The sequence below is a fragment of the Stenotrophomonas sp. STEN014 genome (assembly GCF_056760315.1).
In genome coordinates, this window is record NZ_JBRREN010000001.1 from 187,718 (window position 1) to 210,883 (window position 23,166).

The window sequence follows — 23,166 nt, forward strand, 5'->3', positions numbered from 1 at the left end:
ATGACCCTTATGCACATCAACAACCGTTCGTTCCGCACGCTGCTGGCCGGTGCTGTCCTGGCTGCCGTCAGCGGTGTCGCCGGCGCCCAGCAGACCCAGCTCAACCCGCAGGCCAGGCGCATCAGCGACGAGGCGATCCATGCCGACCTGGCGTCCTACGAGGCCACGCAGGGCCGCATCCAGGCGCTCAACGACGGCGGTCGCCCGATCCGCGACTACCACCTGTCCAAGGCGCAGTGCTGGCTGGACGTGTCCTTCCACGAATACACCCGCAACGACCGCAGCGCGTTCCCGCAGGAAGCGCTGACCGAGTCGGAGAAGCTGATCGTGGACATGGAGAACGGGGTTTCGCCGATCCCCACCGACACCGCCCTGGTCAACGACGCCAAGTACCTGCGCGCCGACCTGTGGCAGCGGCTGAAGGTCATCCATGGCACGCCGGGCTTTGCCTGCGCCGCGCAGAAGGTGGCCTGCGGCGAGGTCGAGCTGGTGCACGCCGGCAACGAGTTCAACCAGCAGCAGTGGCGCCACTCCAAGCCCTACATCCAGATCGCCGAGGACCTGGTCAACGAGGCCGAGGCCGCCGCGCGCCTGTGCGGTGTCGATCCGGGCGGTCCGGTCGCAGGTCCGGCCCCGGTAATGGGCCCGCTGATCGCCAATGTCGTGTTCGAGTTCGACCGTGACCAGTACCGCGACATCCGCACCTACTCGCTGGAAAGCGTGGACCGTGCACTGGCCACCATCGCCAGCGAGAAGCGCGAGTTGGCCGGGGTGACCCTGGTCGGGCATGCCGACCGCATGCAGGGCCGCGGTTTCGACTACAACCAGGGCCTGTCGCAGCGGCGGGCGCAGACCGTGCGCGAGCTGCTGATCGGCCGTGGTATCGATCCGGCCCGGATCAGCTACGAGTACCGCGGCGACACCCAGCAGGTGCAGCAGTGCGACGGCGTGACGCCGCGTGCGGCCTTGCTGGAATGCCTGCTGCCCAACCGCCGCGTGGAAGTGCAATTCCAGCTGGCGCAGTAGTCCCGCGCCCGCGGTTCCCCGCCAACGCCCCGGTCCTGCCGGGGCGTTGGCGTTTGCGGGCGCGCAGTGGTCTTGCAGGAAGTACCGCTGCCGGCGTGTGCGTCGCCTCCATTCAGCAGCGGGGCAGGGACGTGGCGGCCGGCGGAATGGCTACACTGGGCGCGCTCCGTCGCACGGGAAGTGTTCTTGGTCTCCAGCTGGATCCTGCTACTGGTCTCACTCGGCTATGCCGCGCTGCTGTTCGGCGTGGCCTGGTGGGGTGACCGCCGTCCGCTGTACCCGGACCGGCCGTGGCTGCGGCCGGTGGTCTACAGCCTGGCGCTGGCGGTGTACTGCTCGTCGTGGACCTTCTACGGCGGCGTCGGCAGCGCGGTGCGCTACGGCGTGGGCTACCTGCCGATCTATCTGGGTCCGCTGCTGATGCTGATCTTCGGCTGGCGCATCATCGAGCGGCTGGCGCTGATCGCGCGCAGCGAGAACGTGGTCTCCATCGCCGACTTCATCTCCTCGCGTTTCGGCCGCTCGCGGCGGTTGGCGGCGCTGGTGGCGCTGATCGCGCTGGTCGGCGTGGTGCCGTATCTGGCGCTGCAGTACAAGGCGGTGGCGATGAGCCTGCAGGTGCTGACCGGCAATGCCGCCGGCAGCGGTGTGTTCACCGATCCGGCGCTGTATGTGGCCCTGCTGATGGCGCTGTTCGCGATCCTGTTCGGCACCCGCCAGGTCGATGCCACCGAGCACCACTACGGGATGATGCTGGCGATCGCGCTGGAATCGATGATCAAGCTGCTGGCGATCGTGGCGGTGGGCGTGTTCGCCTATGTCTGGCTGGCCGACCGTGGCGATTCGGTGGTGCGCTCGGCCCGCGCCCTGTTCGAGGGCATGCCGCCGGTGGGTTTCGTCTCGCAGACCCTGCTCAGCTTCCTGGCGCTGATCTGCCTGCCGCGTCAGTTCCACGTGGCGGTGGTGGAATGCGCCGATGCCGGCGACGTGCGCCGCGCGCGCTGGATGTTCGGCGGCTATCTGGTGCTGATCTCGCTGATGATCGTGCCCATCGCCAGCGCCGGCGCGGCCCTGTTCGGCACCGGTCTGGCGTCCGATGACACCCTGGTGCTGGCGCTGCCGATGGCCGGCGGCAACACCGCGCTGGCGCTGGTGGCCTATGTCGGCGGCTTCTCCGCGGCCACCGGCATGGTCATCGTCTCCTCGATCGCGCTGGCGACGATGATCAGCAACGACCTGGTGATGCCGCTGCTGCTGCGGCGCAGTGGCGACCACCGCGAAGCGGCCAGCGTCGCCTCGCGGGTGCTGTGGATCCGCCGCCTGGCGATCCTGCTGCTGGCGCTGGTGGCCTACGGCTATTACCGCGGCAGCAGCAACGACACCATGCTCGCCACTTACGGGCTGATGGCGTTCGCGGCGGTGGCGCAGTTCGCCCCGGGCCTGATCGGCGGCCTGTACTGGCGCGGCGCCAGCCGGCGCGGCGTGGAAACCGGCATGGTGGCCGGCTTCTGCGTGTGGGTGTACACGCTGCTGGTGCCGGCGCTGGCGCAGGGCGGCTGGCTGGACCAGAGCCTGTTGCGGACCGGGCCGTTCGGCATCGACTGGCTGCGGCCGCAACAGCTGTTCGGGCTGGCCGGCTGGGATCCGCTGACCCACGGCACCTTCTGGTCGCTGCTGCTCAACACCGCCACGATGCTGCTGGTGTCGATGCGCTGGCGTCCGGATGTGGCCGAACGCCTGCGCGCGGCACCGTTCCTGGATCCTTACGCCAAGCGCCCGGTGGTGGCCGGCGATTGGCCGGCACACATCAAGGTACGCGATCTGCTGGCGCTGGCCACCCGGGTGATCGGCGACAATCGCGCCCGCCGTTCCTTCGCCGAACAGGCCCAGTCCCTGCGCCGCGAACTGCAGCCGGCCGCGGCCGCCGACCGCGTCTGGGTGCAGTTCACCGAACGCCTGCTGGCCGCGTCCATCGGTGCGGCCTCGGCGCGGTTGCTGCTGACCAGCCTGCTGCGTGGCTCGGGCATGGACCTGGGCGAGGTGGTAGCGGTGCTGGACGAGGCCGGCCAGGAGCTGCGTTTCAACCGCGAGATCCTCTCCACCACGCTGGAGAACATCAGCGGCGGGGTCAGCGTGGTCGATCCGGAAATGCGCCTGACCGCGTGGAATCGCCGTTACCAGCAGATGTTCGGCTACCCCGACGGCATGCTCTACGTCGGTCGTCCGGTGGCGGACCTGATCCGCTACAACGCCGAGCGTGGCGAGCTGGGCGAGGGCGATATCGAGATCCAGATCAACCGCCGTATCGGCTACATGCGCGCCGGCTCGCCGCATGTGTTCGAGCGCACCGGTGCCGACGGCAAGGTGATCGAGCTGCGTGGCCAGGCGCTGCCGGGCGGTGGTTATGTCACCAGCTACAACGACATCACCGATTTCAAGCAGGCCGAACAGGCGCTGCGGGAAGCCAACGAGACGCTGGAGCAGCGCGTGGCCGAGCGCTCGCGGGCGGCCGAGGCCGCGCAGCAGTCCAAGACCCGCTTCCTGGCCGCGATCAGCCACGACGTGCTGCAACCGCTGAACGCGGCGCGGCTGTTCGCCTCGGCGCTGCGCGACAGCCTGCATGAGAGCGACGAGCAGCGGCACCTGGCCGAGCGCGTGGACGCCTCGCTGCGCGCGGCCGAGGAGCTGCTCGACGGTCTGCTGGACGTGTCGCGGCTCGATGCCGGCGGCCTGCGCCCGACCCTCAGCGAGTTCGACGCCAGCGTGCTGGTGCGCGAGCTGGCCGCGCAGTACACGCCCATTGCCGCCGGGCGCGGCCTGCGCCTGCACGTGTTCGCGCGTCCGGCCTGGGTGCGCAGTGACCGCCGGCTGCTGCGACGGGTGTTGCAGAATTTTATGGCCAATGCGCTGCGCTACACCCGCAGCGGCCGCATCGTGCTGGCGTTGCGGGTGCGCGGTGGGCAGGTGGAACTGCAGGTCTGGGATACCGGCCCGGGCATTCCCGAACACCATATGCAGCAGATCTTCACCGAGTTCCACCGTTACCAGCAGCCGTTCGACTGGGGCGAGCAGGGGCTGGGGCTGGGGTTGTCGATCTGCCAGCGCATCTCGCGCCTGCTCGACCACGCGCTCAACGCGCGCAGCCAGCCCGGTCACGGCAGCATGTTCTCCATCACCCTGCCGCGGGTGCCGACGCCGGCGGCACCGCCGCCGGTGCCACGGGCGTCCTCGGCATTCGGCAATGACGATTCGCTGGCCGGCATGCGCGTGCTGTGCGTGGACAACGACCAGGAGATCCTGGACGGCATGCGCGCGCTACTGGGCCGCTGGAAGGTGCAGGTGATCGCCGCCAGCACCGTGGACATGGCGCTGCAGAAGTTGGCCGAACAACCCGATGTGATGCTGGTGGACTACCACCTGCATGACCGCCTGGATGGCCTGGATACGCTGGTGGCGCTGCGCGAGGCCGCCGGCCGGCCGCTGCCGGGCGCGCTGCTCACCGCCGACGGCCGTGACGAACTGAAGCGGCTGGCGCGCGAGCGCGGCTACCGGGTGCTGACCAAGCCGGTCAAGCCGGCCTCGCTGCGCGCCTTCCTCACCGCCCTGCACGAGCCGCGCCGCAAGTAGCCGGCGCGTATCGTTCCCACCTGACGGCTCAGGCCGCGCCGCCCAGGTGCTGGTAGAGGATCGAGCTGCCGATCACGATCAGGATCACGCCGCCGATGATCTCGGCGCGTTTGCCGGCCAGTGCGCCCAGCACGCGGCCGAGCATGATGCCCAGCGTCACCATGGTCAGTGTGCACAGGCCGATCACCAGCGCGACCACGCCGATATGCACATCCAGAAACGCCAGACCCACGCCGATGGCCATCGCGTCGATGCTGGTGGCAAAGCCGGTGGCGGCCAGTGCCCAGAAACCGTGCCGCGCCTTGCCGCTTTCCGGGCTGCCGGCGTCCTCCCCGTCATCGGGTTTTAGGCCGGCCACGATCATGTGCACGCCGAGCACACCGAGCAGGCCGAACGCGATCCAGTGGTCGAAGGCTTCCACATACTGCGAGGCGGCGCGGCCGAGCAGCCAGCCGATGACCGGGGTGATGGCTTCGATCACGCCGAAGATCAGGCCGGCGCGCAGGGCATCGGGCAGGCGCGGTTTGCGCATCGCCGCACCTTTGCCGACCGCTGCGGCAAAGGCATCGGTGGACATGGCAAAGCCGATGAGAACAATCGAAAGAGGGGACATCTGGATTACCTGGTCGGGCGGACACGAACGACCCGCGTGGCGCCCAACCGTCGTTGCGCACGCAGGCCGCTGGTCTCGCCAACCGGATCTGGCTGCCCACGCCACGGCGCACTGGCCGAGTATGTTGACGTGGGCGCTTCCATTGCTGGAAGCAGGCTACTCCCCAAGGGAGCGCGGATTGTAGCAGCCCGGGGACCGGACCGGCTCTGTCAGGGCGTGTGCCGGACCCCTCAGTCCTCTTCCGGCGGCAGCACGATGCTGTCGTCGTCGATGGCCAGCTTGCCGGCCATCAGCACCGCCTGGGTGCGGTTGGTGACGCCGAGTTTGCGCAGGATTGCGGTGACATGGGCCTTGATGGTGGCTTCGGACACGCCCAGATCGTAGGCGATCTGCTTGTTCAGGCGGCCGACGCCGAGCATCTGCAACACCCGGAACTGCTGCGGAGTGAGCTCGCGCAGGCGCTGGCCGACCTCGCGCTCCTCGTTCGGCGTGGGCGGCACGTTGTGCGCCTCGGCCGGCGCCCAGCGCTCGCCGTCCAGGATCGTGCCCAGCGCGTGGCCGATGGTGTCCGAGTCGGCGGATTTGGGAATGAAACCGAACGCGCCATGGTCCAGCGCGCGGCGCATCACCGTGGGCTCCTCGCGGGCGGATACCACCACGATCGGCAGCTGCGGATGCAACGCGCGCAGGTGCACCAGCGCGTTGAAGCCCTGCGCGCCGGGCATGTTCAGATCCATCAGCACCAGGTCGGCATCGGGATGCTGTTCGGCCAGCGCGTACAGCGCTTCCACGCTGTCGGCCTCCAGCAGCTGCACGCCGGCAATGATCCGTTGCACCGCGCCCTTGAGGGCTTCGCGGAACAGGGGATGGTCATCGGCGATCAGGAGGGTGGGCATGTAAGGTCCAATGCGGGGGAAGGGGGTGCGCCCTTCCAGTGGAACAGGATAACGGCAGGCATACCGGTCCACGCCCTCCGCGCGGACCGGCAGCCGGCGCACCGCGGCGCGCCGGCGTGGTCGAACGTCACTTCACTTTGCGTTCTTCCACCAGCGAGGCCACGACCGAGGGATCGGCCAGGGTGGAGGTGTCGCCCAGCTGGTCCGGCGCGTTCTCGGCGATCTTGCGCAGGATGCGGCGCATGATCTTGCCCGAGCGGGTCTTGGGTAGACCCGGCGCCCATTGCAGGTGGTCTGGTGCGGCGATCGGGCCGATCTCCTTGCGCACCCACACCACCAGTTCCTTGAGCAGCTCTTCGGTCTGCGCCTCGCCCGCCACCAGGGTGACGTAGGCGTAGATGCCCTGGCCCTTGATGTCGTGCGGGAAACCGACCACGGCCGCCTCGGCCACCTTCGGATGGCTGACCAGCGCGCTTTCGACCTCGGCGGTGCCGATGCGGTGGCCGGAGACGTTGATCACGTCATCGACGCGGCCGGTGATCCAGTAGTAGCCGTCGGCGTCGCGACGGCAGCCGTCGCCGGTGAAGTAGCTGCCCGGGTAGGTGCGGAAGTAGGTGTCGATGAAGCGCTGGTGGTCGCCGTAGACGCTGCGCATCTGCCCCGGCCACGAGTCGCGGATGATCAGGTTGCCTTCGGCCGCGCCGTGCTGGATTTCGCCGTCGGCGTTGACCAGTGCCGGCTGCACGCCGAAGAACGGCAGCGTGGCCGAGCCCGGCTTCAGGTCGATCGCGCCGGGCAGCGGCGAGATCAGGATGCCGCCGGTTTCGGTCTGCCACCAGGTATCCACGATCGGGCAGCGCGCATCGCCCACCACCTCGTAGTACCAGCGCCAGGCTTCGGGATTGATCGGCTCGCCGACACTGCCGAGCAGGCGCAGGCTCTTGCGCGAGGTGCGCTTGACCGGTGCCTCGCCCTCGCGCATCAGCGCACGGATCGCCGTCGGCGCGGTATAGAAGATGGTGACCTGGTGCTTGTCGATCACCTCCCAGAAACGCGAGGTATCGGGGTAGTTCGGCACGCCTTCGAACATCACCGAGGTGGCGCCGTTGGCCAGCGGGCCGTAGACAATATAGCTGTGGCCGGTGACCCAGCCCACGTCGGCGGTGCACCAGTAGATGTCGTCCTCGCGCAGGTCGAACACCGCCTCATGGGTGTAGGCTGCGTACAGCAGGTAGCCGGCGCTGGTGTGCAGCACGCCCTTGGGCTTGCCGGTGGAGCCGGAGGTGTAGAGGATGAACAGCGGATCTTCGGCGTTCATGCGCTCCGGTTCGCACACCGCCGGCTGGGTATCGACCACGTCGTGGAACCAGCGGTCGCGCGGGGCCTGCATGTCCACAGCCGCGCCGGTATGGCGCACCACCAGCACGGTTTCCACGGTGTGGGTGCCCGGCAGCTTCAGCGCGGCGTCGACGTTGGCTTTGAGCGGCACCTTCTTGCCACCGCGCAGGCCTTCATCGGCGGTGATGATCAGCTTGCTGCCGCAGTCACCGACGCGGTCGGCGATGGAGTTGGCGGCAAAGCCACCGAACACCACCGAGTGGATCGCACCGACGCGAGCGCAGGCCAGCATCGCCACGGCGGCATCGACGATCATCGGCAGGTAGATGGTGACGCGGTCGCCCTTCTTGATGCCCAGCGCACGCAGCGCGTTGCCCAGGCGGCACACGCGTTCGTACAGCTCGCGGTAGCTGACCTTCTGCGCCGTGCTGTCCGGGCTGTCGGGTTCGAACAGCAGCGCGGTCTTGTCGCCGCGGGTAGCCAGCTGCCGGTCCAGGCAGTTCACGCTGACGTTGAGTTCGCCGTCCTCGAACCACTTGATGCGGAAATCATCAAGCTGGTAGCTGACGTTCTTGATCTTGGTCGGCTTTACAAACCAGTCCAGGCGCTCGGCGGCCTTGGCCCAGAACACGTCGGGGTTTTCCACCGATTCGCGGTACAGCTGCTGGTACGTGTTCTTGTCGATCCGCGCCTTCGCGGCGAATGCGGGATCAACGGGATAAACATCAGTCATGGCAACCCTCACCTTTGCACTTGTAACCAATGGGGGGAGCTGTGTTTGTGGCACAGCCGGAACTTCCCAAGTGTGCCGCATACGCTCCATCGCGCGCTGCCCCCCGGGTTAGACGATGGTCGAATACGGCGCCGGGTTCGACTAATGGCGAATAGCCGGGCGTCTTGCTTGCCGCGCACGCTGGCTGCGACCGTGCAACTGGTGGCGGCCGCCGCCCGCCTGGAGAGAGGCTGATCCGATGAATCGACACATGTTGAAAACCGTCCGCCGCCCGCTGGCTGCCGTGCTGTTGCTCGCGCTGGTTGCGCCGGGTGTGGCCTTTGCGGAAACGGCCAGGGAAAAAGCGCTCGAAGCGCGCGTGGCCGAACTTGAACGGCAGGTGCAGCTGCTGGTGTCCACCCAGCAGCAACAGCAGGGGGCGATCACGCAGACGCAGAGCGAGGTGCAGCAGGTGCGCACCGTGCAGGCCGAACGCGCCGCCACACCGGCGCTGCCGGCCGGCAAGCAGCCGATCCAGGTCACCAGCATCACCCCGGGCGCCACGCCCGGCACCACGTTCAAGTTCGGCGGCTTCATCAAGGCCGACTTCCTGGCCACCCAGACCGGGGATGGCCAGTTGGCCGACGATGCTACCGGCCGTGCGCTGTACCTGCCCGGGCAGACCCCAGTGCAGGGCGCCGGCGGCTCGGGCGAGCGCTCGGACGTGGACTACAACGCCCACGCCAAGTTCTCGCGTTTCAACCTCGGTGTGGACCATGTGGCCGACAACGGCGACAAGGCCGGCGCGCTGGTGGAGATGGACTTCTTCGGCAATGCGCTGGGCAACCAGACCGCCACCAACACCTATGGGGTGACCCTGCGGCATGCCTACATGTACTGGAACAACTGGCTGGCCGGCCAGACCTGGTCCAACTTCATGGACGCCGCGTCGATTCCCGAGGCGGTGGATTTCGTCGGCCCGACCGATGGCGTGCTGTTCGTGCGCCAGGCGCAGGTGCGCTACACCAAGGGCGGGCTGAGCGTGGCGCTGGAGAATCCGGAAACCACGCTGATCGGCGCGCCCAATTCCGATCGCGGCTCGGTGCCGGACCTGACCGTGCGCTACGGCTGGAAAGGCGACTGGGGCACGTTCGGAGTGGCCGGTCTTTTGCGCCAGCTGAAAGTGGACAACCAGGTCACCGGCGCCGATGCCAGCAAGATCGCCGGCGGCCTGACCCTGGGCGGCAAGTGGGTGATGGCCGACAGCGACAGCCTGCACTACCAGCTCACCGGTGGCGAAGGCATCGCCCGCTATGTCGGCCTGGGCATCACCGCCGACAGTGCCTATGACGCGGCACGCGACGAGCTCGATCCCACCGGTGTGCTGGCCGGTTACGTGGGCTGGCGCCATGCGTTCTCGCCGCAGCTGCGCACCAACCTGATCTACGCCCGCAGCGACTACGACAACGACGCGACGATCACCGGGCCGCTGGTGACCAAGAGCGTGCAGTCCATCCGCGGCAATGTGTTCTACACCCCGATGCCCAAGGTGGATATCGGCGCCGAGCTGATGTACGGCGTGCGCGAGATCGAGGACGGCCGCAAGGGCGACATCCGCCGCGTGCAGTTCACCACCAAGTACAGCTTCTGACCCCTCCGGTACCGGCGGTGCAGTGCCGCCGGTACCGCGTCCGAAAACGCAGTACGCCTCTCTCCCTACCCCCACGGGGAGCACTCATGTCGCAGCGGCAGCGCGTTGGCGCGTTGTGGCCGCGGTATTCCCTTCCTCCGGAGAATGAAAATGACTGCTTCCGCCGATCCCCGTGTAGAGCGGATCGCCTCCAACCCCAAATACCAACGGCTGCGCAGCACGCGCAACAAGCTGGGTTGGACCCTGACCATCGTGATGCTGCTGGCCTACTACGGCTATATCGGCCTGATCGCCTTCGACAAGGCCTTCCTGGCCACGCCGATCGGCGCCGGCAAGATCACCACCGTCGGCATTCCGATCGCCTTGGGCCTGATGGTGTTCACCATCCTGATCACCGGCTTCTACGTGCGCCGTGCCAACAGGGAATTCGACAAGTTGACTGAACAGATCATGGAGGAAGCACAATGACCTACTCCGTCCTGCGATCCGGCGCCCTGCTCGGCCTGCTGATCGCCAGCGGTGCGGCCATGGCCGCCGGGGGCGACATCGGCCAGACCGTGCGCCAGCCGACCAACTGGACCGCGATCATCATGTTCGCGACCTTCGTGGTGTTCACGCTTGGCATCACCAAGTGGGCCGCGGGCCGCACCAAGTCCGCGTCCGACTTCTACACCGCCGGTGGCGGCATCACCGGTTTCCAGAACGGCCTGGCCATTGCCGGTGACTACATGTCGGCCGCCTCGTTCCTGGGCATCACCGCCGCGGTGATGACCAACGGGTATGACGGCCTGATCTACGCGCTGGGCTTCCTGGTCGGTTGGCCGATCCTGACGTTCCTGATGGCCGAGCGCCTGCGCAACCTGGGCCGCTTCACCTTCGCCGACGTCGCTGGCTACCGCTTCCAGGCAAAGCCCATCCGCATGTTCGCCGCTTCCGGCACGCTGGTGGTGGTGCTGTTCTACCTGATCGCGCAGATGGTGGGCGCCGGTGCGCTGATCAAGCTGCTGTTCGGCCTGGACTACTGGGTCGCGGTGGCGCTGGTGGGCGTGTTGATGATGGTCTATGTGCTGTTCGGTGGCATGACCGCCACCACCTGGGTGCAGATCATCAAGGCCTGCCTGCTGCTGTCCGGCGTCACCTTCATGGCGGTGATGGTGATGTGGCACTTCAACTTCAGTTTCGAGGCGCTGTTCAGCGAGGCGGTGCGGGTCAAGACCCAGATCGCGGCCAACAGCGGCAAGAGCGCGGAGGAAGCGGCCAGTACCGGCTTGGCGATCATGGGCCCGGGTGGCTTCGTCAAGGATCCGATCTCGGCCATTTCCTTCGGCATGGCCTTGATGTTCGGTACCGCGGGCCTGCCGCATATCCTGATGCGCTTCTTCACCGTTCCCGATGCCAAGCAGGCCCGCAAGTCGGTGCTGTGGGCAACCACCTGGATCGGTTACTTCTACATCCTGATCTTCATCATCGGTTTCGGCGCCATCGCCCTGGTACTGACCAATCCCGAGTACGCCGATCCGGTCACCGGCACCATCCAGGGCGGCCCGAACATGGCCGCGGTGCTGGTTGGCAAGGCGGTGGGCGGCAACCTGTTCATGGGCTTCATCTCCGCGGTGGCCTTCGCCACGATCCTGGCGGTGGTCGCCGGCCTGACCCTGTCCGGTGCCTCGGCGGTGTCGCATGACCTGTACGCGACGGTGATCATGAAGGGCAGGCCGCCGGCAGGCACGGAACTGCGCGTCTCGCGTGTCACCACCCTGGTGCTGGGCGTGATCGCGGTGCTGCTGGGGATCGTGTTCGAGAAGCAGAACGTGGCCTTCATGGTGTCGCTGGCCTTCGCCATCGCCGCCTCGGCCAACTTCCCGGTGCTGCTGCTGTCGCTGCTGTGGAAGGATTGCACCACCCGCGGCGCGGTCATTGGCGGTTCGCTCGGTCTGGCCTCGTCGCTGATCCTGACCCTGCTCTCGCCGTCGGTGTGGGTGGACACGCTGGGCAATCCGGCCGGCAGCGCGCCGTTCCCGTACACCAGCCCGGCGCTGTTCTCGATGACCATCGCCTTTGTCAGCATCTGGCTGTTCTCGATCACCGACAAGAGCAAGAACGCACAGGCCGAACGTGCCGCCTATCCGGCCCAGCAGGTGCGTGCCGAAACCGGCATCGGCGCCAGCAAGGCGTCCTCGCACTGAGGTTCCGGCAGTGATGGCCAAGGGCCGCCCGGCGACGGGCGGCCCTTTTTTTTTGTGCGACGCACTCTGGTTTACAGTGGCCGCTGACCTTGGGGAGGTTGTGATGGATTCGCACGGCGACGTACAGACCACATTGACCCAGACCCTGGCGCAGTTGCGCCAGGCCTGGTTGCGGCAGCGGCCCGACTACCGCCAACGCCGTGATGACCTGCGCCGGCTGCGCGCGGTGTTCAAGACCCGCATCGGCGCGATGAGCGAGGCCATCGCCGCCGATTTCGGCCACCGCTCGCACCATGAGTCGGTGATCGCCGATGGCATGACGGTCACCGGCGAGATCGATCACCTGCTTGCGCACCTGCGCGGCTGGATGAAGCCCGAGCGGGTCGGCGTGGGCTGGCGCTTCTGGCCGGCGCGGGCGCAGGTGCGGCCGCTGCCGGTGGGCGTGGTCGGGGTGATCTCGCCGTGGAACTATCCGGTCAACCTGGCGCTGGTGCCGCTGGCCACGGCCATCGCCGCCGGCAACCACGTGCTGCTCAAGCCCTCCGAACACACGCCGCAGACCTCGGCGTTCCTGCAGTCGCTGCTGGCCGAGGTGTTTCCGCCCGAACGGGTGCGTGTGGTGCAGGGCGATGCCACCGTGGCCGCTGCGTTTTCGGCCCTGCCGCTGGACCATCTGGTGTTCACCGGCTCCACCGCGGTCGGCCGCAAGGTGATGGCCGCCGCCGCGCAGCATCTGACTCCGCTGACGCTGGAGCTGGGCGGCAAGTCGCCGGCGATCATCGCCGCGGACTATCCGCTGGAGACGGCCGCCGCGCGCCTGGCCACGGGCAAATGGTTCAACGCCGGACAGACCTGCATCGCCCCGGACTATGTGCTCATCGATGAAGCGCGCGTGGCCGCGCTGGTGACGGCGCTGCGCGCGCAGGTGCGCCAGCGCTACGGCGACTTCAGTGACCCGCGTGACTACAGCCGCATCATCAACGACGCGCAGTACCAGCGTCTGCACGGCTATGTCTGCGATGCACGCGCGCGCGGCGCGCAGGTGGTGGAACTGGCGATGATCGATGGCGAGCGCGCCCGCCGCGAGCGGCTGTTCCCGCCGACGCTGATCCTCCAGCCCGGCGATGACACGCAGGTGATGCAGGAGGAGATCTTCGGGCCGATCCTGCCGATCCGCAGCTACCGCACGCTGGAGGAGGCCATCGCCATGATCAACGGCCGCGATCGCCCGCTGGCGCTGTATCCCTTCAGCCATGAGCGGGCCACGGTGGAGACGATCCTCGGCCAGACCCTGGCCGGCGGCGTCACCGTCAACGATGCCTTGCTGCATTTTGCGATCAACGGCCTGCCGTTCGGCGGCATCGGCGCAAGCGGCATGGGCGCCTACCATGGCAGGGCCGGCTTCGATGCGATGAGCAAGCGGCTGCCGGTACTGTGGCAGAGCCGGCGCGCCGGCAGCGATCTGCTGCGTCCGCCCTACCGCAAGGTGGCGCGCTTCATCGACCTGATCTCGCGCTGAGGCGTCTGGCGGTTAGAAAAAGCCGCGACCGGGCGCGGTGGAGTCTGCGTCCGGTCGCGGTGTGCCGGGTGGGGGAGAGTCCGGTCGGCAGCGAAACACCTAAAGAAATCAGTGCGCGGTAACCGGCAGCGGCTGCGCCAACGCGGCCGCCTCGGCCGCGCAGTTCGCAGGGGGAGCCGGATTACGGGCGCGCAGCGCCGCCAGTTCGCTCCGCGCCGCGTCCATATCGGTGCGGAAGCGGGCATCGGCATGCAGACGGGCAACCACCGCCGAGCCCATCAAGCGGCCCGACAGCACATCGCTGTGCCAATGCACATTGCACACCAGCCGGCTTTCACCGTAGCTGCGGCCACGCGCCAGGATGGCGTCGGTGCGATCAGGCGCCAGCTCGGCCAGGATCAGCGCCCACGCCCAGCCGATGGAGGTATGTCCGGAAGGGTAGGAACCGTTCTCGGCCAGACCGGCTTCCTTGTCCGGCGTGCAGGTGGACTCACCGTTGGCCACGAACGGACGGGTGCGGTTGTAGTGGTGCTTGGCGGCGTCGCTGACCACGGCGGCATCGGTGCGGGTACGCCGCAGCAGGCCGTACAGGCGCGGCGTGGTCTGTTCGCTGACGTCGGTGCCGATGGCGCAGGCGAAGATCGATGCCGCCGCCGGGAACTGCAGGTTGGCATCGGCAATGGCCTGCTCCCAACGCGGGGTGCCGCGCAGATTGCGGGCCAGGTTGACCTGCTCATCGAGCGCGAACGCGGCCGAGCCGGCTGCCGGTGGTGGTGGCAGCAGCGCAATGCTGTCGGGCAGCTGTGCTGTTTCCAGATAGCCCTGGGCAACGCCGGGGCGGATCTCCGGCACGCTGAAGGAAGACGCCGGGTGGGTGGCGCAGGCGCTGCCCAGCGCGCACAGACCGAGGGCGATGATGCGGGAAAGCGGACCATGGATACGCAGGGACATGGCAATAACCTCAGGCAAGACGCAGGGCAATCATCTGCCGCAGCGCGTTCAGATCTTTCGCAAACGCATCAATACCGGTGGCCAGCTTTTCGGTGGCCATCGGATCGGCGGCCAGATCGGCGTCGAACCGGGCCTGGTCGATCGCGGCGGCATTCACCGCTTCCGCAGCACCAGCAACCAGCTTGCGCGGCAGCTCGCCGAAATCGGCGTCCAGCGTTTCCAGCAGGTCCGGGGAAATGGTCAGGCGGTCGCAACCGGCCAGCGCCTCGATCTGTGCGGTGGAGCGGAACGAGGCGCCCATCACCACGGTCGGCGAGCCGCGGCGCTTGAACTCGGCGTAGACGCCGCGCACGAACTTCACGCCCGGGTCCTCGTCGATGCTGGCCGGGCTCTGGCCGTTGGCCACATACCAGTCCAGGATGCGGCCGACGAACGGTGAAATCAGGAACGCGCCGGCTTCGGCGCAGGCCAGCGCCTGGGTCGGGTTGAAGATCAGGGTCAGGTTGCAGTCGATGCCTTCGGCCTGCAGCACGCGCGCGGCTTCCACCCCGGCCCAGGTCGCGGCGATCTTGATCAGCACCTTGCTGCGCGGCACGCCGGCCGCCTCGTACATGGCGATGAACTCGCGCGCCTTGGTAATCGTCGCTTCAGTGTTGTGCGCCTGGTCGGCATCGACCTCGGTGGAGACGCGGCCCGGCACCAGCTCGGCCAGCATCGTGCCCACGCCCACGGTCAGGCGGTCGACCACGGCGTTGGCAACAGCCTGCCTGTCACCGGACTGGGCCCGGCCCCACTGCAATTCGCGCTCGATCAGGCCGGCATAGACCGGCAGGTCAAGCGCCTTCTTCACCAACGTCGGGTTGGTGGTGCAGTCCACCGGCTGCAGGCGTTTGATCGCCTCGTAATCACCGGTATCGGCGACGACAACGGACAGTTCGCGCAGCTGGGCGAGTTTGGAGGGCGAGGTCATGCGGTGTTCCTTGCGGTCAATCGGCAGACGGGGCGTTGAACAGCGCGCTCACGGCAGCGGTGTCCTGATCGAAGACGGGAGCGGCGAACGGTTGCGGGCCGGGCGTGCGGCCGAACACGATCGGGCGGGTAATACCGCGGTAGCTGCCCAGCAGCGGGTGCGGCAGCGAGGCGATCATGTCCTCGGCCAGCACCTGCGGGTGGTCGAACATGTCCTCGACCTTGCGCGCGGCCGCGCACGGCACCTCTTCGCCGAACAGTGCTTCCCATTCCAGCGCGCTGCGCGCGGCCAGTGCGGTATGCAGCTGCGACAGCAGTAGGCTGGCGTGTTCGGCGCGTTTGCGCACGGTGTCGTAACGCGGGTCGCTGGCCAGTTCGGCCAACCCGGTCTTCTCGCACAGGGCCTGCCAGAACCGCGGTGTATTGGCCGAGACATAAAGATAGCCATCGGCGGTCGGGTGGATGCCGGTGACACCGCCCGAGCGCATGTCGCGGCCCACCACTTCGGGTTCACCCTCGGCCCAGATCATCCGCGCCGACTGCATGGTCAAGGCGCTGCGCAGCAACGACACGCCAACGAACTGGCCTTCGCCACTGCGCTCGCGCTCGTACAGCGCCGAGGACACCCCGGCGGCCACCAGCGCGGCGGCGTAGTAGTCCACCACCGAACCGTAGAGGATTTCCGGGGCGCCACCGGCCTTGCCCTGCATCATGCACATGCCGGTCATGGTCTGCAGCACCTGGTCGTATCCGGCCTTGTCTTTGAGCGGACCCTGCTCGCCGTACCCGGTGACCGAGCAATACACCAGCCGCGGATTGAGTTTGTGCAGGCTTTCAAAGTCGATGCCAAGACGGGCCGGAACGCTGGGGCGGAAGTTGTGCACCAGCACGTCGGCTTCGCGCACCAGCCGCATCAGTACTGCGCGCTGGTCGGACTGCTTGAGATCCAGCACCACCCCGCGCTTGGAACGGTTCACCCCCAGGAACGCGCGGCTTTCGGCTTCCAGCGTGGACGGGTACTGGCGCAGATTGTCGCCAACCGGTGGCTCCACCTTGATCACTTCCGCGCCCTGGTCGGCCAGCAGGGTGCAGCCGTACGGCCCGGCGATATAGGCGCTCAGGTCCAGTACGCGCACGCCGCTGAGCGGGCCGCGGGCACCATCGCGCCGGGCGATGTCGAACGGAGATGGGTTGTTGCTTGCTGACATGGGCTGCACTCGAATCCTTGATCGCAGTTTCCTCCGCGTGCACGGCAGGAAACATATCGTGCGGGTATTTTCAGCGAGGACAAAAAGCAGGGATCGCCTTGCCAACGCCTTCCTCTCAACCGCTGCCTGCACCCTGCAGGGGGCAGACGGTGGCAACAGCTTTATTGCGGTGCCAATGACAGCCACGTGAGGCGCCATGCACCGTGCTCACGTCCACCGCAGCGGTAGTACGGTGTGAATACCAGCGGCGCGCGGCACTCCAGCTGCATTGTCACCGGCGCGCCTTCACCGTCGTCCTGGCCCACCTGCAGCCAGCGCAAGGGATCACCTTCCGGCAGCTTTATCGTTTCATCGGTCTTGAAGCCATCGATCAGCGTGGTCGCATAGACCAGCGGGCCGTAGCTCAGGCCGATGTACTCCCAGCGCAGTACTTCCTGTGCCACCGGCGAACCGTCCGGTGCACGCGATTCCTGCACATTGATGTTGGCGGCACGGTGCAGCTGCGGCTGCATCGGCAGCTTCACGCTGACCAGATCGCCGGCCTGCCACTGGCGCTGCAGCTGCACGTAGCCATCCGCGCCAACCTGTACCGGTACGTTGATGCCATTGACCTGGATGCGGGCGTCCTCGGCCCAGGCCGGGATGCGCAGGCCGATGCCGAAGCTGGCGCTGTGCTCGGGCGTCACGCGCAGGCTGATATCGCCGTTGAACGGATAGCGGGTCTGCTGCTGCAGCACCACCTTGCCGGCATCTGCATGATGGAGCGTGGCTTCGCCTGCCCCGTACAGGTTTACCCGCAGCCCGCCATCAGCTGCAACGCCATAGGCGATCTGCGGCAGCTCTTCCACCGCCATCGCGCCGGAGGACTTGCAGCAGCGCCAGTAGGTGGTGTGCACGCGCTTGCCGTTGGGAAAGGTGTAGTAGCACCAGTCCTCACCGTTGGGTGCCATCGCGGCCAGCAGGTCGTTGTAGGCGGTACGCTCCAGCTCGTCGGCATAGCGGGCGTGGCCGCTGATGGCCAGCAGTTCACGGTTGAGCTGCATCCAGGCCAGTACCGAGCAGGTTTCCACATAGGCCTGCGGGAAGAACGTACGCGGTGCGTTGAACACCTCGCGCGAGCGATGCGCCACGCCGCCCCACGGGCCCCCGCCCAGGGTCAGGTGCTGCTCGCGGATGTTGTCCCACAGGTTGTCGATGGCCCGCTTGTAATCGGCGTTGCCGGTGGCCTTGTACAGCTTGGCCAGGCCCACCAGGTTCCACGACAGCTGGTAAGCCTTGCCGGTGGCGATGAAGGCCGCGTCTTCGTTGGCGATGCCCTTGTCGAGCAGGGCCAGGCGCGGATTGGCATTGGCCTGCTGCAGGATCTTCTCGGCCAGCGCCAGATAGCGTGGCTCGCCGGTGACCAGGTACAGGTCGGCAGCCGGGTCCAGCAACACCGTGGCCGACATGCCGTGATGGTTGCCCAGGGTGGTGATGTCGATGCCGCTTTCCAGGGTGTCCCAGCACAGGTCTGCAATGCGGCGCGCCGCCTGCAGGTAGGCGTCATCGCCCAGCGCACGCCAGGTCTCGATGAAGCCCAGCAGCAGGTAGCTGTGAGTCCAGGTGTCCCAGGTGCGCAGCGCCGGCTCGCCGTTCCAGCTCTCGGGCTTGGGCGGCTGCGGCACGGTGAAGCGGCGGTTTTCGGCGTAATTGCCCAGGTAGCCATCGGCATCCTGCTGGCTGATCAGCCAGTCGGCCACGCGGCGCAGGTTGGCTTCCAGCTGCGGTTGGCCGCCCTGGGCCACGGCACGGGCGGTGGCCGAGAGCCACTTGCCGGCGTGCTCGCCGTACCAGTCACCTTCCTGGTTCTGCTGCTTGTGGGCCTGGCCGAAGATCGAGATCGACGGGCTGTTCTCGTCCACGATGAAGCTGGACAGGCGCCCGGACCGGTTGGCCGCGAGCATGTCGCCGAACACGCCGCCCAGCTGCACGGCGGCCGGGGCGATCAGCTGCTGGCCGAAGGTGATGGATGCGCTCATGCCGCATCCACCACGCAGCGGAAGCCGAGCATGCCGCTGCGGTCCTTGGCCGGGGCCATCAGCAGGTATTTGCCGTGCTGGTCCAGACGGTAGGCCTGCGGGAAGTACCAGTGCGAGGTCTGCGGCTGGTAGCTGGAGCCACCGCGCAGGATCGCCACGCGGGTGTGCTTATCGCCGAATTCCTCGGTCCACTGCCAGACATGGCCGACCAGGTCTTCCACGCCGAACGGGCTTGCCGCCTGTGGGAAGCTGCCCACATCCTCGGCGGGGAGGATGCGGCGGCCACGGTTGATGCGCGGCACGCGGCTGGCATCCCAGTCGTTGCCCCACGGATAGGTGCGGCCGTCGGTGCCCTGCGCGGCGTACTGCCATTCCCATTCGTGCGGCAGGCGCTTGCCGGCCCAGGCGGCGTAGGCGCGGGCATCTTCCAGCGAAACCCATACCACCGGCTTGTTCTCCCAGCCGGCGCGCGGGGCGCCATCGACCCAGTGGACCAGGAAGTTGATGCTGTCGGCCGGTGCATAGCCGGTGGCATCGATGAAGGCCTTGAACTGGGCATTGGTGACCAGGTGGCGGTCGATGTGGAAGGCGGCGATGTCCATCACCTGGCGGTGGTGGCGGCGCGGCACCGATTCCCAGGGGTACTGCACGTCCTGGCCGGCCCAGTTGAAGCCTTCTATTTCCACACCACCGACGGCAAACACGAACTCGCCGCCCGGCACGCTGACCATGCCTTCAGGAGCCGTAGCCGCCGGCGCGGTCGGGGCGATCTCCGCGATCTGCTGCGGCAGCGCCTTCCAGGCGCCCGAATAAGCCGACAGCGGCTTGGCGTTGGCTTCGGCGGTGAACGCAATGAAGTCTTCCAGACCATCGACGGTGGTGCCGGCGGCAACGCTCAGCACGGCGCCGAAGCCACGGGCTTCGATATCAAAGGACAGGTAGGCCTTGCCATCACGGATCGCCGGGCTCAGCTCGCGGCCGTTCCAGACATCAAAGTAGCGGGTGCCGTCGACGTGGTCGATGGCGATCTGCTCGCCGCACACGTCGTACTCGAAGCGGTTGATGAAGGTGCGCAGGGCCAGGCCCTCGACCGGGAACACGCTGGCGAAGATGCCGCCCTGCAGGCAGACCTGGTACGGCGCCCAGTCCATGGCCACCACCAGCTGCGGGAACTGGCGGTAGATGCGCGCGATGCGGCGCAGGGTTTCGCCGTCGCGCTCGGTGAACTGGTTCCAGATGCCCCAGATGTTTTCCCAGGCGTTGTAGCCGATGCCGTTGAAGAAGCAGTACTGCAGGTCGTGGTTGCGGTTGCGGCCCCAGCGGTTCTCGTAGTTGACCATGTGGCGCGGTTCGAGCCACTTCCACTTGGACACCGGCGGCACCGGGCCGTCCGGGGCCTTCTTGCCCCAGCTCTGCACGTTCCAGATCAGCTGCTCTTCGGAGCTGATGGTCGATTCGGGCTGCACCACCACCGGGTTGCCACGGGCATCGCAGGCCTCGAAGAACGCACGCGGCACGCCGTTGAAGGTGTCACCGTTGATGCCATCGGCACCGGTGTACTGGATGATTTCGGCCAGGCCATCCCAGTGGGTCACACCCGGGTCACGGGTGCCGTGGTCCCAGGGCTTGGCCGGCAGGAACACCTTCACCCCACGGGCCTGGAAGGCCTGCACCGCGGCTTTGAGGCCATCGATGCCGCCGGGCAGGGTGTGGGCCAGGTCGAACTGGTTGCGGTCATCGATGCCGATGTTGGGGTAGATGTACCAGATCAGCACCGAATCCAGCCCGCCGAAGCGCGCCTCCAGGTCGTCCAGGTACTTGTCGACGGTGTACTGCGCGGTTTCCACGTCGTAGAAATAACGGTCCTCGACCATCATCTGCGCATGGACGAAGTTGCGCTGGGCCCACTGCAGTTCCGGGCGGCGGTAATTGACGTCGGTGTAGCCCAGACGCACCAGGTGCTCGGTGCGCCAGTCGCGCAGCTCGGTCAGCCAGTCGGAAGCCGAGGCATTGGCGTCGATCATCCAGCTGCCGATATCGGCAAACGGCCAGGCCGGCGCCTTGCCCGGCGTGGGCAGGTAGCGGCCGGTGGTGACGTGCGAGAACTTGTACTCGGTGGTGACTGCCTCACGCCCGTGATCGGCTGCTTCATTGTCGTAGTCGGGGATCTGATAAGGCATGGTCATGGGCGAGGCATCCAGCAGGGAACGGAAAGAAAAAGCATCAAAGCGCGCACCATGCCGCGAGCGCGGCATGGGCGTCATCACCGGGTCGGCGGGTGCGGTCCGCCAGCAACGCGGCGACTTCGGGGAAGGTAGGAATGCTCGACTGCGCGCCCAGCCGGGTGCAGGTCAGCGCCGAAGCGGCACTGGCCATCAGCAGGGCATCTTGCAGCCGGGAATTGCGGGCCAGCGATGCGATCAACGCGCCGCAGAAGGTGTCGCCGGCAGCGGTGGTATCCAGCGGCTCGATCCGGAATGCCGGTTGCAGCAGGATCTGCCCGTCCACGCGTGCCAGGCACCCCCGTGACCCCAGCGTCACGATCACGCATGGCACGTCCACGCGCGCCAGCCCGGTGGCCAGAGCCGGAGGGTTGCCGGCTACCACCGCCAGTTCGCCCTCGTTGACGATCAGCATGTCCAGCAGCGCCAGCAGCGCATCGGGCAGCGGTTGCGCGGGGGCCGCATTGAGCGCGACCTTGACCCCGGCCGCACGCGCGGCGCGTGCATAGGCGGTGACCGTGTCCAACGGTGTCTCCAGCTGGAGCAGCAGCCAGCCGATGCCGTCCAGCGCTGGCAGGTGTTCGGCGCGCAGTGCCATGTTGGCGCCGGGCGCGACGGTGATCGCGTTCTCGGCGTCGTCGGACAGACAGATGAAGGCGGTGCCGGTTGGCAATGCAGCGTCACGCACGGTGTGCAGCAGCACGCCGGCGTCATGCAGCGAAGCTTCAATCGGCCTGGCGAAGTCGTCCTGGCCCAGGGCGAGCAGCATCTGCGTGGCGGTGCCACCGGCGCGCGCGCAGGCCACCGCCTGATTGGCACCCTTGCCGCCAGGGAAGGTGCCGAACTCCCGGCCGAGCACGGTTTCACCCGGGGCCGGCACGTGCGAGGCACGTACGACGAAATCGAGATTGGCCGAACCGGCGACGAGCACAGTGCGGGGCTGGACCTGGGTCATGGGTGTATCGCCTCATCGACGAGGTTGTAGAACCGGGTACTGATGCGCGGCAGATCCTGTGCGCCGCCGGGGAGGTGCTGCAGCATCAGGATCGCGACCAGTTTTTTGCCCGGGTCGATCGTGTAATAGGTCGAGGCGGCACCGGACCAGCCGAACGCGCCGGGCGCGGCGGTGCGGCCTTTCAATGCCGGATCCAACAGCACCGAGCCGCCCAGACCGAAGCCCTCGGCATCGCTGAATTCGGTGACCGGCTTGGGCAGCGCGGTGTGCACCAGCTGGTTCTGCAGCATCAGCGCCACGGTATCGGCGCGGAGCAGGCGCACGCCCTGAAGCTCGCCGCCATCGAGCAGCATCTGCGCGAAACGGCCGTAGTCATCGGCGGTGGAGTACAGCCCGCCGGCGCCGCTGCGATAGGGCCGCAATGCGGTGCCGGGTGCACGTGCATGCGTTTCATCGGCCAGCACCAGGGTGGCGTCATCGCCCATCGTGGTCAGCTCGACCACCCGCGCGCGCTGTGCCAGCGGCACTTCAAAGCCGGTATCGAGCATGCCCAGCGGGGTGAAGATGCGTTGTTGCAGGAACTGCTCGAAGGGCATACCGGCGACTACTTCCACCAGCCGCGACAGGGTCTCGGTGGAGGTGCTGTCGTAGCGGAAGCGGGTGCCGGGTTCGGCGGCCAGTGGCACCTGGCTCAAGCGTGCGGCGTACTCGGCCAGCGTGTCCACCTCGCGCACCCGGTGCTGTTCCAGCAGCTGCGTCACCGCTTCGAACCCCTCGCCGCCAGCGGCGAAGCCGGCGGTGTGGGTGAGCAGATGACGCACGGTGAGCGTGCGGGTTGCCGGGCGCAATTGTGGGGCGGCGGCGCTGCCGCCGGTGAACAGCTGCAGCTTGGAAAATTCGGGGAGGTGACGTGCCACCGGATCATCCAGACCCAGCTTGCCCTCGTCCATCAACATCAGTGCCGCGACCGAGGCTACGGTCTTGGTCATCGAATAGATGCGGAAGATACTGTCGCGGCGCATCGGCCGGGTATGTGCCAGATCCTGCCAGCCATAGCTGGCGGCATGCACGGTCTTTCCATTGTGCAGGATCAGTGCGACCGCGCCGGGATAGCCGCGCTCGGCAGTTGCATCGCGCAGGAAGTCGTCGATTGCCGGCAGCGCTGGTGCCGCTGTCAGGGCCACCGGTGCCACTGGCAGCGCGGCGTGGCTGGGCGCGGTGGAGCAGGCCACCAGCGGAAATCCCGTCAAACAGAGCACGGCGCCCAGGGCCAGG

At 67.4% G+C, this 23,166-nt stretch carries 16 protein-coding genes and 1 riboswitch; of the genes, 6 read left to right on the forward strand and 10 right to left on the reverse strand.

Going from position 1 to position 23,166, the window contains the following annotated elements:
- Together ACVOMC_RS00705 and ACVOMC_RS00710 are read left to right on the forward strand one after the other, a co-directional pair.
- The gene (locus ACVOMC_RS00705; protein ID WP_481522447.1) at positions 1 to 1,026 is read left to right on the forward strand and encodes an OmpA family protein; all 1,026 of its coding nucleotides are present in this window, start codon (positions 1 to 3) and stop codon (positions 1,024 to 1,026) included.
- Between the two features lie 186 nt (positions 1,027 to 1,212).
- Positions 1,213 to 4,653: a hybrid sensor histidine kinase/response regulator gene (locus ACVOMC_RS00710; protein WP_481522448.1), complete on the forward strand. Its 3,441-nt coding sequence runs from the start codon at positions 1,213 to 1,215 to the stop codon at positions 4,651 to 4,653.
- 28 nt (positions 4,654 to 4,681) lie between these two features.
- Here ACVOMC_RS00710 and ACVOMC_RS00715 read toward each other — a convergent pair whose 3' ends face one another.
- The 3 genes from ACVOMC_RS00715 to acs form a co-directional block, all read right to left on the reverse strand.
- Positions 4,682 to 5,266, reverse strand: coding sequence for a manganese efflux pump MntP (locus ACVOMC_RS00715; protein ID WP_057505683.1), 585 nt, complete (start codon positions 5,264 to 5,266; stop codon positions 4,682 to 4,684).
- A 7-nt stretch (positions 5,267 to 5,273) separates the two neighbouring features.
- Positions 5,274 to 5,433: riboswitch (yybP-ykoY riboswitch) on the reverse strand.
- A gap of 63 nt (positions 5,434 to 5,496) precedes the next feature.
- Complete coding sequence (locus tag ACVOMC_RS00720) at positions 5,497 to 6,162, reverse strand: response regulator transcription factor (protein ID WP_054658387.1); 666 nt, start codon at positions 6,160 to 6,162, stop codon at positions 5,497 to 5,499.
- A gap of 127 nt (positions 6,163 to 6,289) precedes the next feature.
- Positions 6,290 to 8,233: an acetate--CoA ligase gene (gene acs / locus ACVOMC_RS00725; protein ID WP_481522449.1), complete on the reverse strand. Its 1,944-nt coding sequence runs from the start codon at positions 8,231 to 8,233 to the stop codon at positions 6,290 to 6,292.
- A 250-nt stretch (positions 8,234 to 8,483) separates the two neighbouring features.
- Between acs and ACVOMC_RS00730 the strand changes: the two genes are divergently transcribed.
- From ACVOMC_RS00730 to ACVOMC_RS00745, 4 genes are all read left to right on the forward strand, one after another.
- Positions 8,484 to 9,863, forward strand: a complete 1,380-nt coding sequence (locus ACVOMC_RS00730; RefSeq protein WP_481522450.1) for a DcaP family trimeric outer membrane transporter — start codon at positions 8,484 to 8,486, stop codon at positions 9,861 to 9,863.
- Positions 9,864 to 10,013: 150 nt separating this feature from the next.
- The gene (locus ACVOMC_RS00735; RefSeq protein ID WP_054658381.1) at positions 10,014 to 10,331 is read left to right on the forward strand and encodes a DUF485 domain-containing protein; all 318 of its coding nucleotides are present in this window, start codon (positions 10,014 to 10,016) and stop codon (positions 10,329 to 10,331) included.
- Positions 10,328 to 12,049 carry a cation acetate symporter gene (locus ACVOMC_RS00740; protein WP_057505681.1) on the forward strand — a complete coding sequence of 574 codons (1,722 nt, stop codon included), beginning with the start codon at positions 10,328 to 10,330 and terminating at the stop codon, positions 12,047 to 12,049. The genes ACVOMC_RS00735 and ACVOMC_RS00740 overlap by 4 nt, the downstream gene beginning before the upstream one ends.
- A 103-nt stretch (positions 12,050 to 12,152) precedes the next feature.
- Complete coding sequence (locus ACVOMC_RS00745) at positions 12,153 to 13,568, forward strand: coniferyl aldehyde dehydrogenase (RefSeq protein ID WP_481522451.1); 1,416 nt, start codon at positions 12,153 to 12,155, stop codon at positions 13,566 to 13,568.
- A 108-nt stretch (positions 13,569 to 13,676) separates the two neighbouring features.
- Here the strand turns inward: ACVOMC_RS00745 and ACVOMC_RS00750 are convergent, their stop codons facing one another.
- From ACVOMC_RS00750 to ACVOMC_RS00780, 7 genes are all read right to left on the reverse strand, one after another.
- The gene (locus ACVOMC_RS00750; RefSeq protein ID WP_481522452.1) at positions 13,677 to 14,519 is read right to left on the reverse strand and encodes an acid phosphatase; all 843 of its coding nucleotides are present in this window, start codon (positions 14,517 to 14,519) and stop codon (positions 13,677 to 13,679) included.
- A gap of 10 nt (positions 14,520 to 14,529) precedes the next feature.
- Positions 14,530 to 15,489 carry a transaldolase gene (locus ACVOMC_RS00755; protein ID WP_481522453.1) on the reverse strand — a complete coding sequence of 320 codons (960 nt, stop codon included), beginning with the start codon at positions 15,487 to 15,489 and terminating at the stop codon, positions 14,530 to 14,532.
- Positions 15,490 to 15,505: 16 nt separating this feature from the next.
- Positions 15,506 to 16,696 carry a CaiB/BaiF CoA transferase family protein gene (locus ACVOMC_RS00760; protein WP_481522454.1) on the reverse strand — a complete coding sequence of 397 codons (1,191 nt, stop codon included), beginning with the start codon at positions 16,694 to 16,696 and terminating at the stop codon, positions 15,506 to 15,508.
- Positions 16,697 to 16,857: 161 nt separating this feature from the next.
- On the reverse strand, positions 16,858 to 18,714 hold the full coding sequence (locus tag ACVOMC_RS00765) for a glycoside hydrolase family 127 protein (protein WP_481522455.1): 1,857 nt from the start codon (positions 18,712 to 18,714) through the stop codon (positions 16,858 to 16,860).
- A complete protein-coding gene (locus tag ACVOMC_RS00770) occupies positions 18,711 to 20,900 on the reverse strand; it encodes a formylglycine-generating enzyme family protein (RefSeq protein ID WP_481522456.1) in 2,190 nt (729 codons plus the stop codon). Before ACVOMC_RS00770 ends, ACVOMC_RS00765 begins: the two co-directional genes overlap by 4 nt.
- Positions 20,901 to 20,937: 37 nt before the next feature.
- Entirely contained in the window at positions 20,938 to 21,891 is a 954-nt protein-coding gene (locus ACVOMC_RS00775) for a ribokinase (RefSeq protein ID WP_481522457.1), read from the reverse strand.
- Positions 21,888 to 23,141, reverse strand: coding sequence for a serine hydrolase domain-containing protein (locus ACVOMC_RS00780; protein WP_481522458.1), 1,254 nt, complete (start codon positions 23,139 to 23,141; stop codon positions 21,888 to 21,890). The genes ACVOMC_RS00775 and ACVOMC_RS00780 overlap by 4 nt, the downstream gene beginning before the upstream one ends.
- Positions 23,142 to 23,166 lie beyond the last annotated feature (25 nt).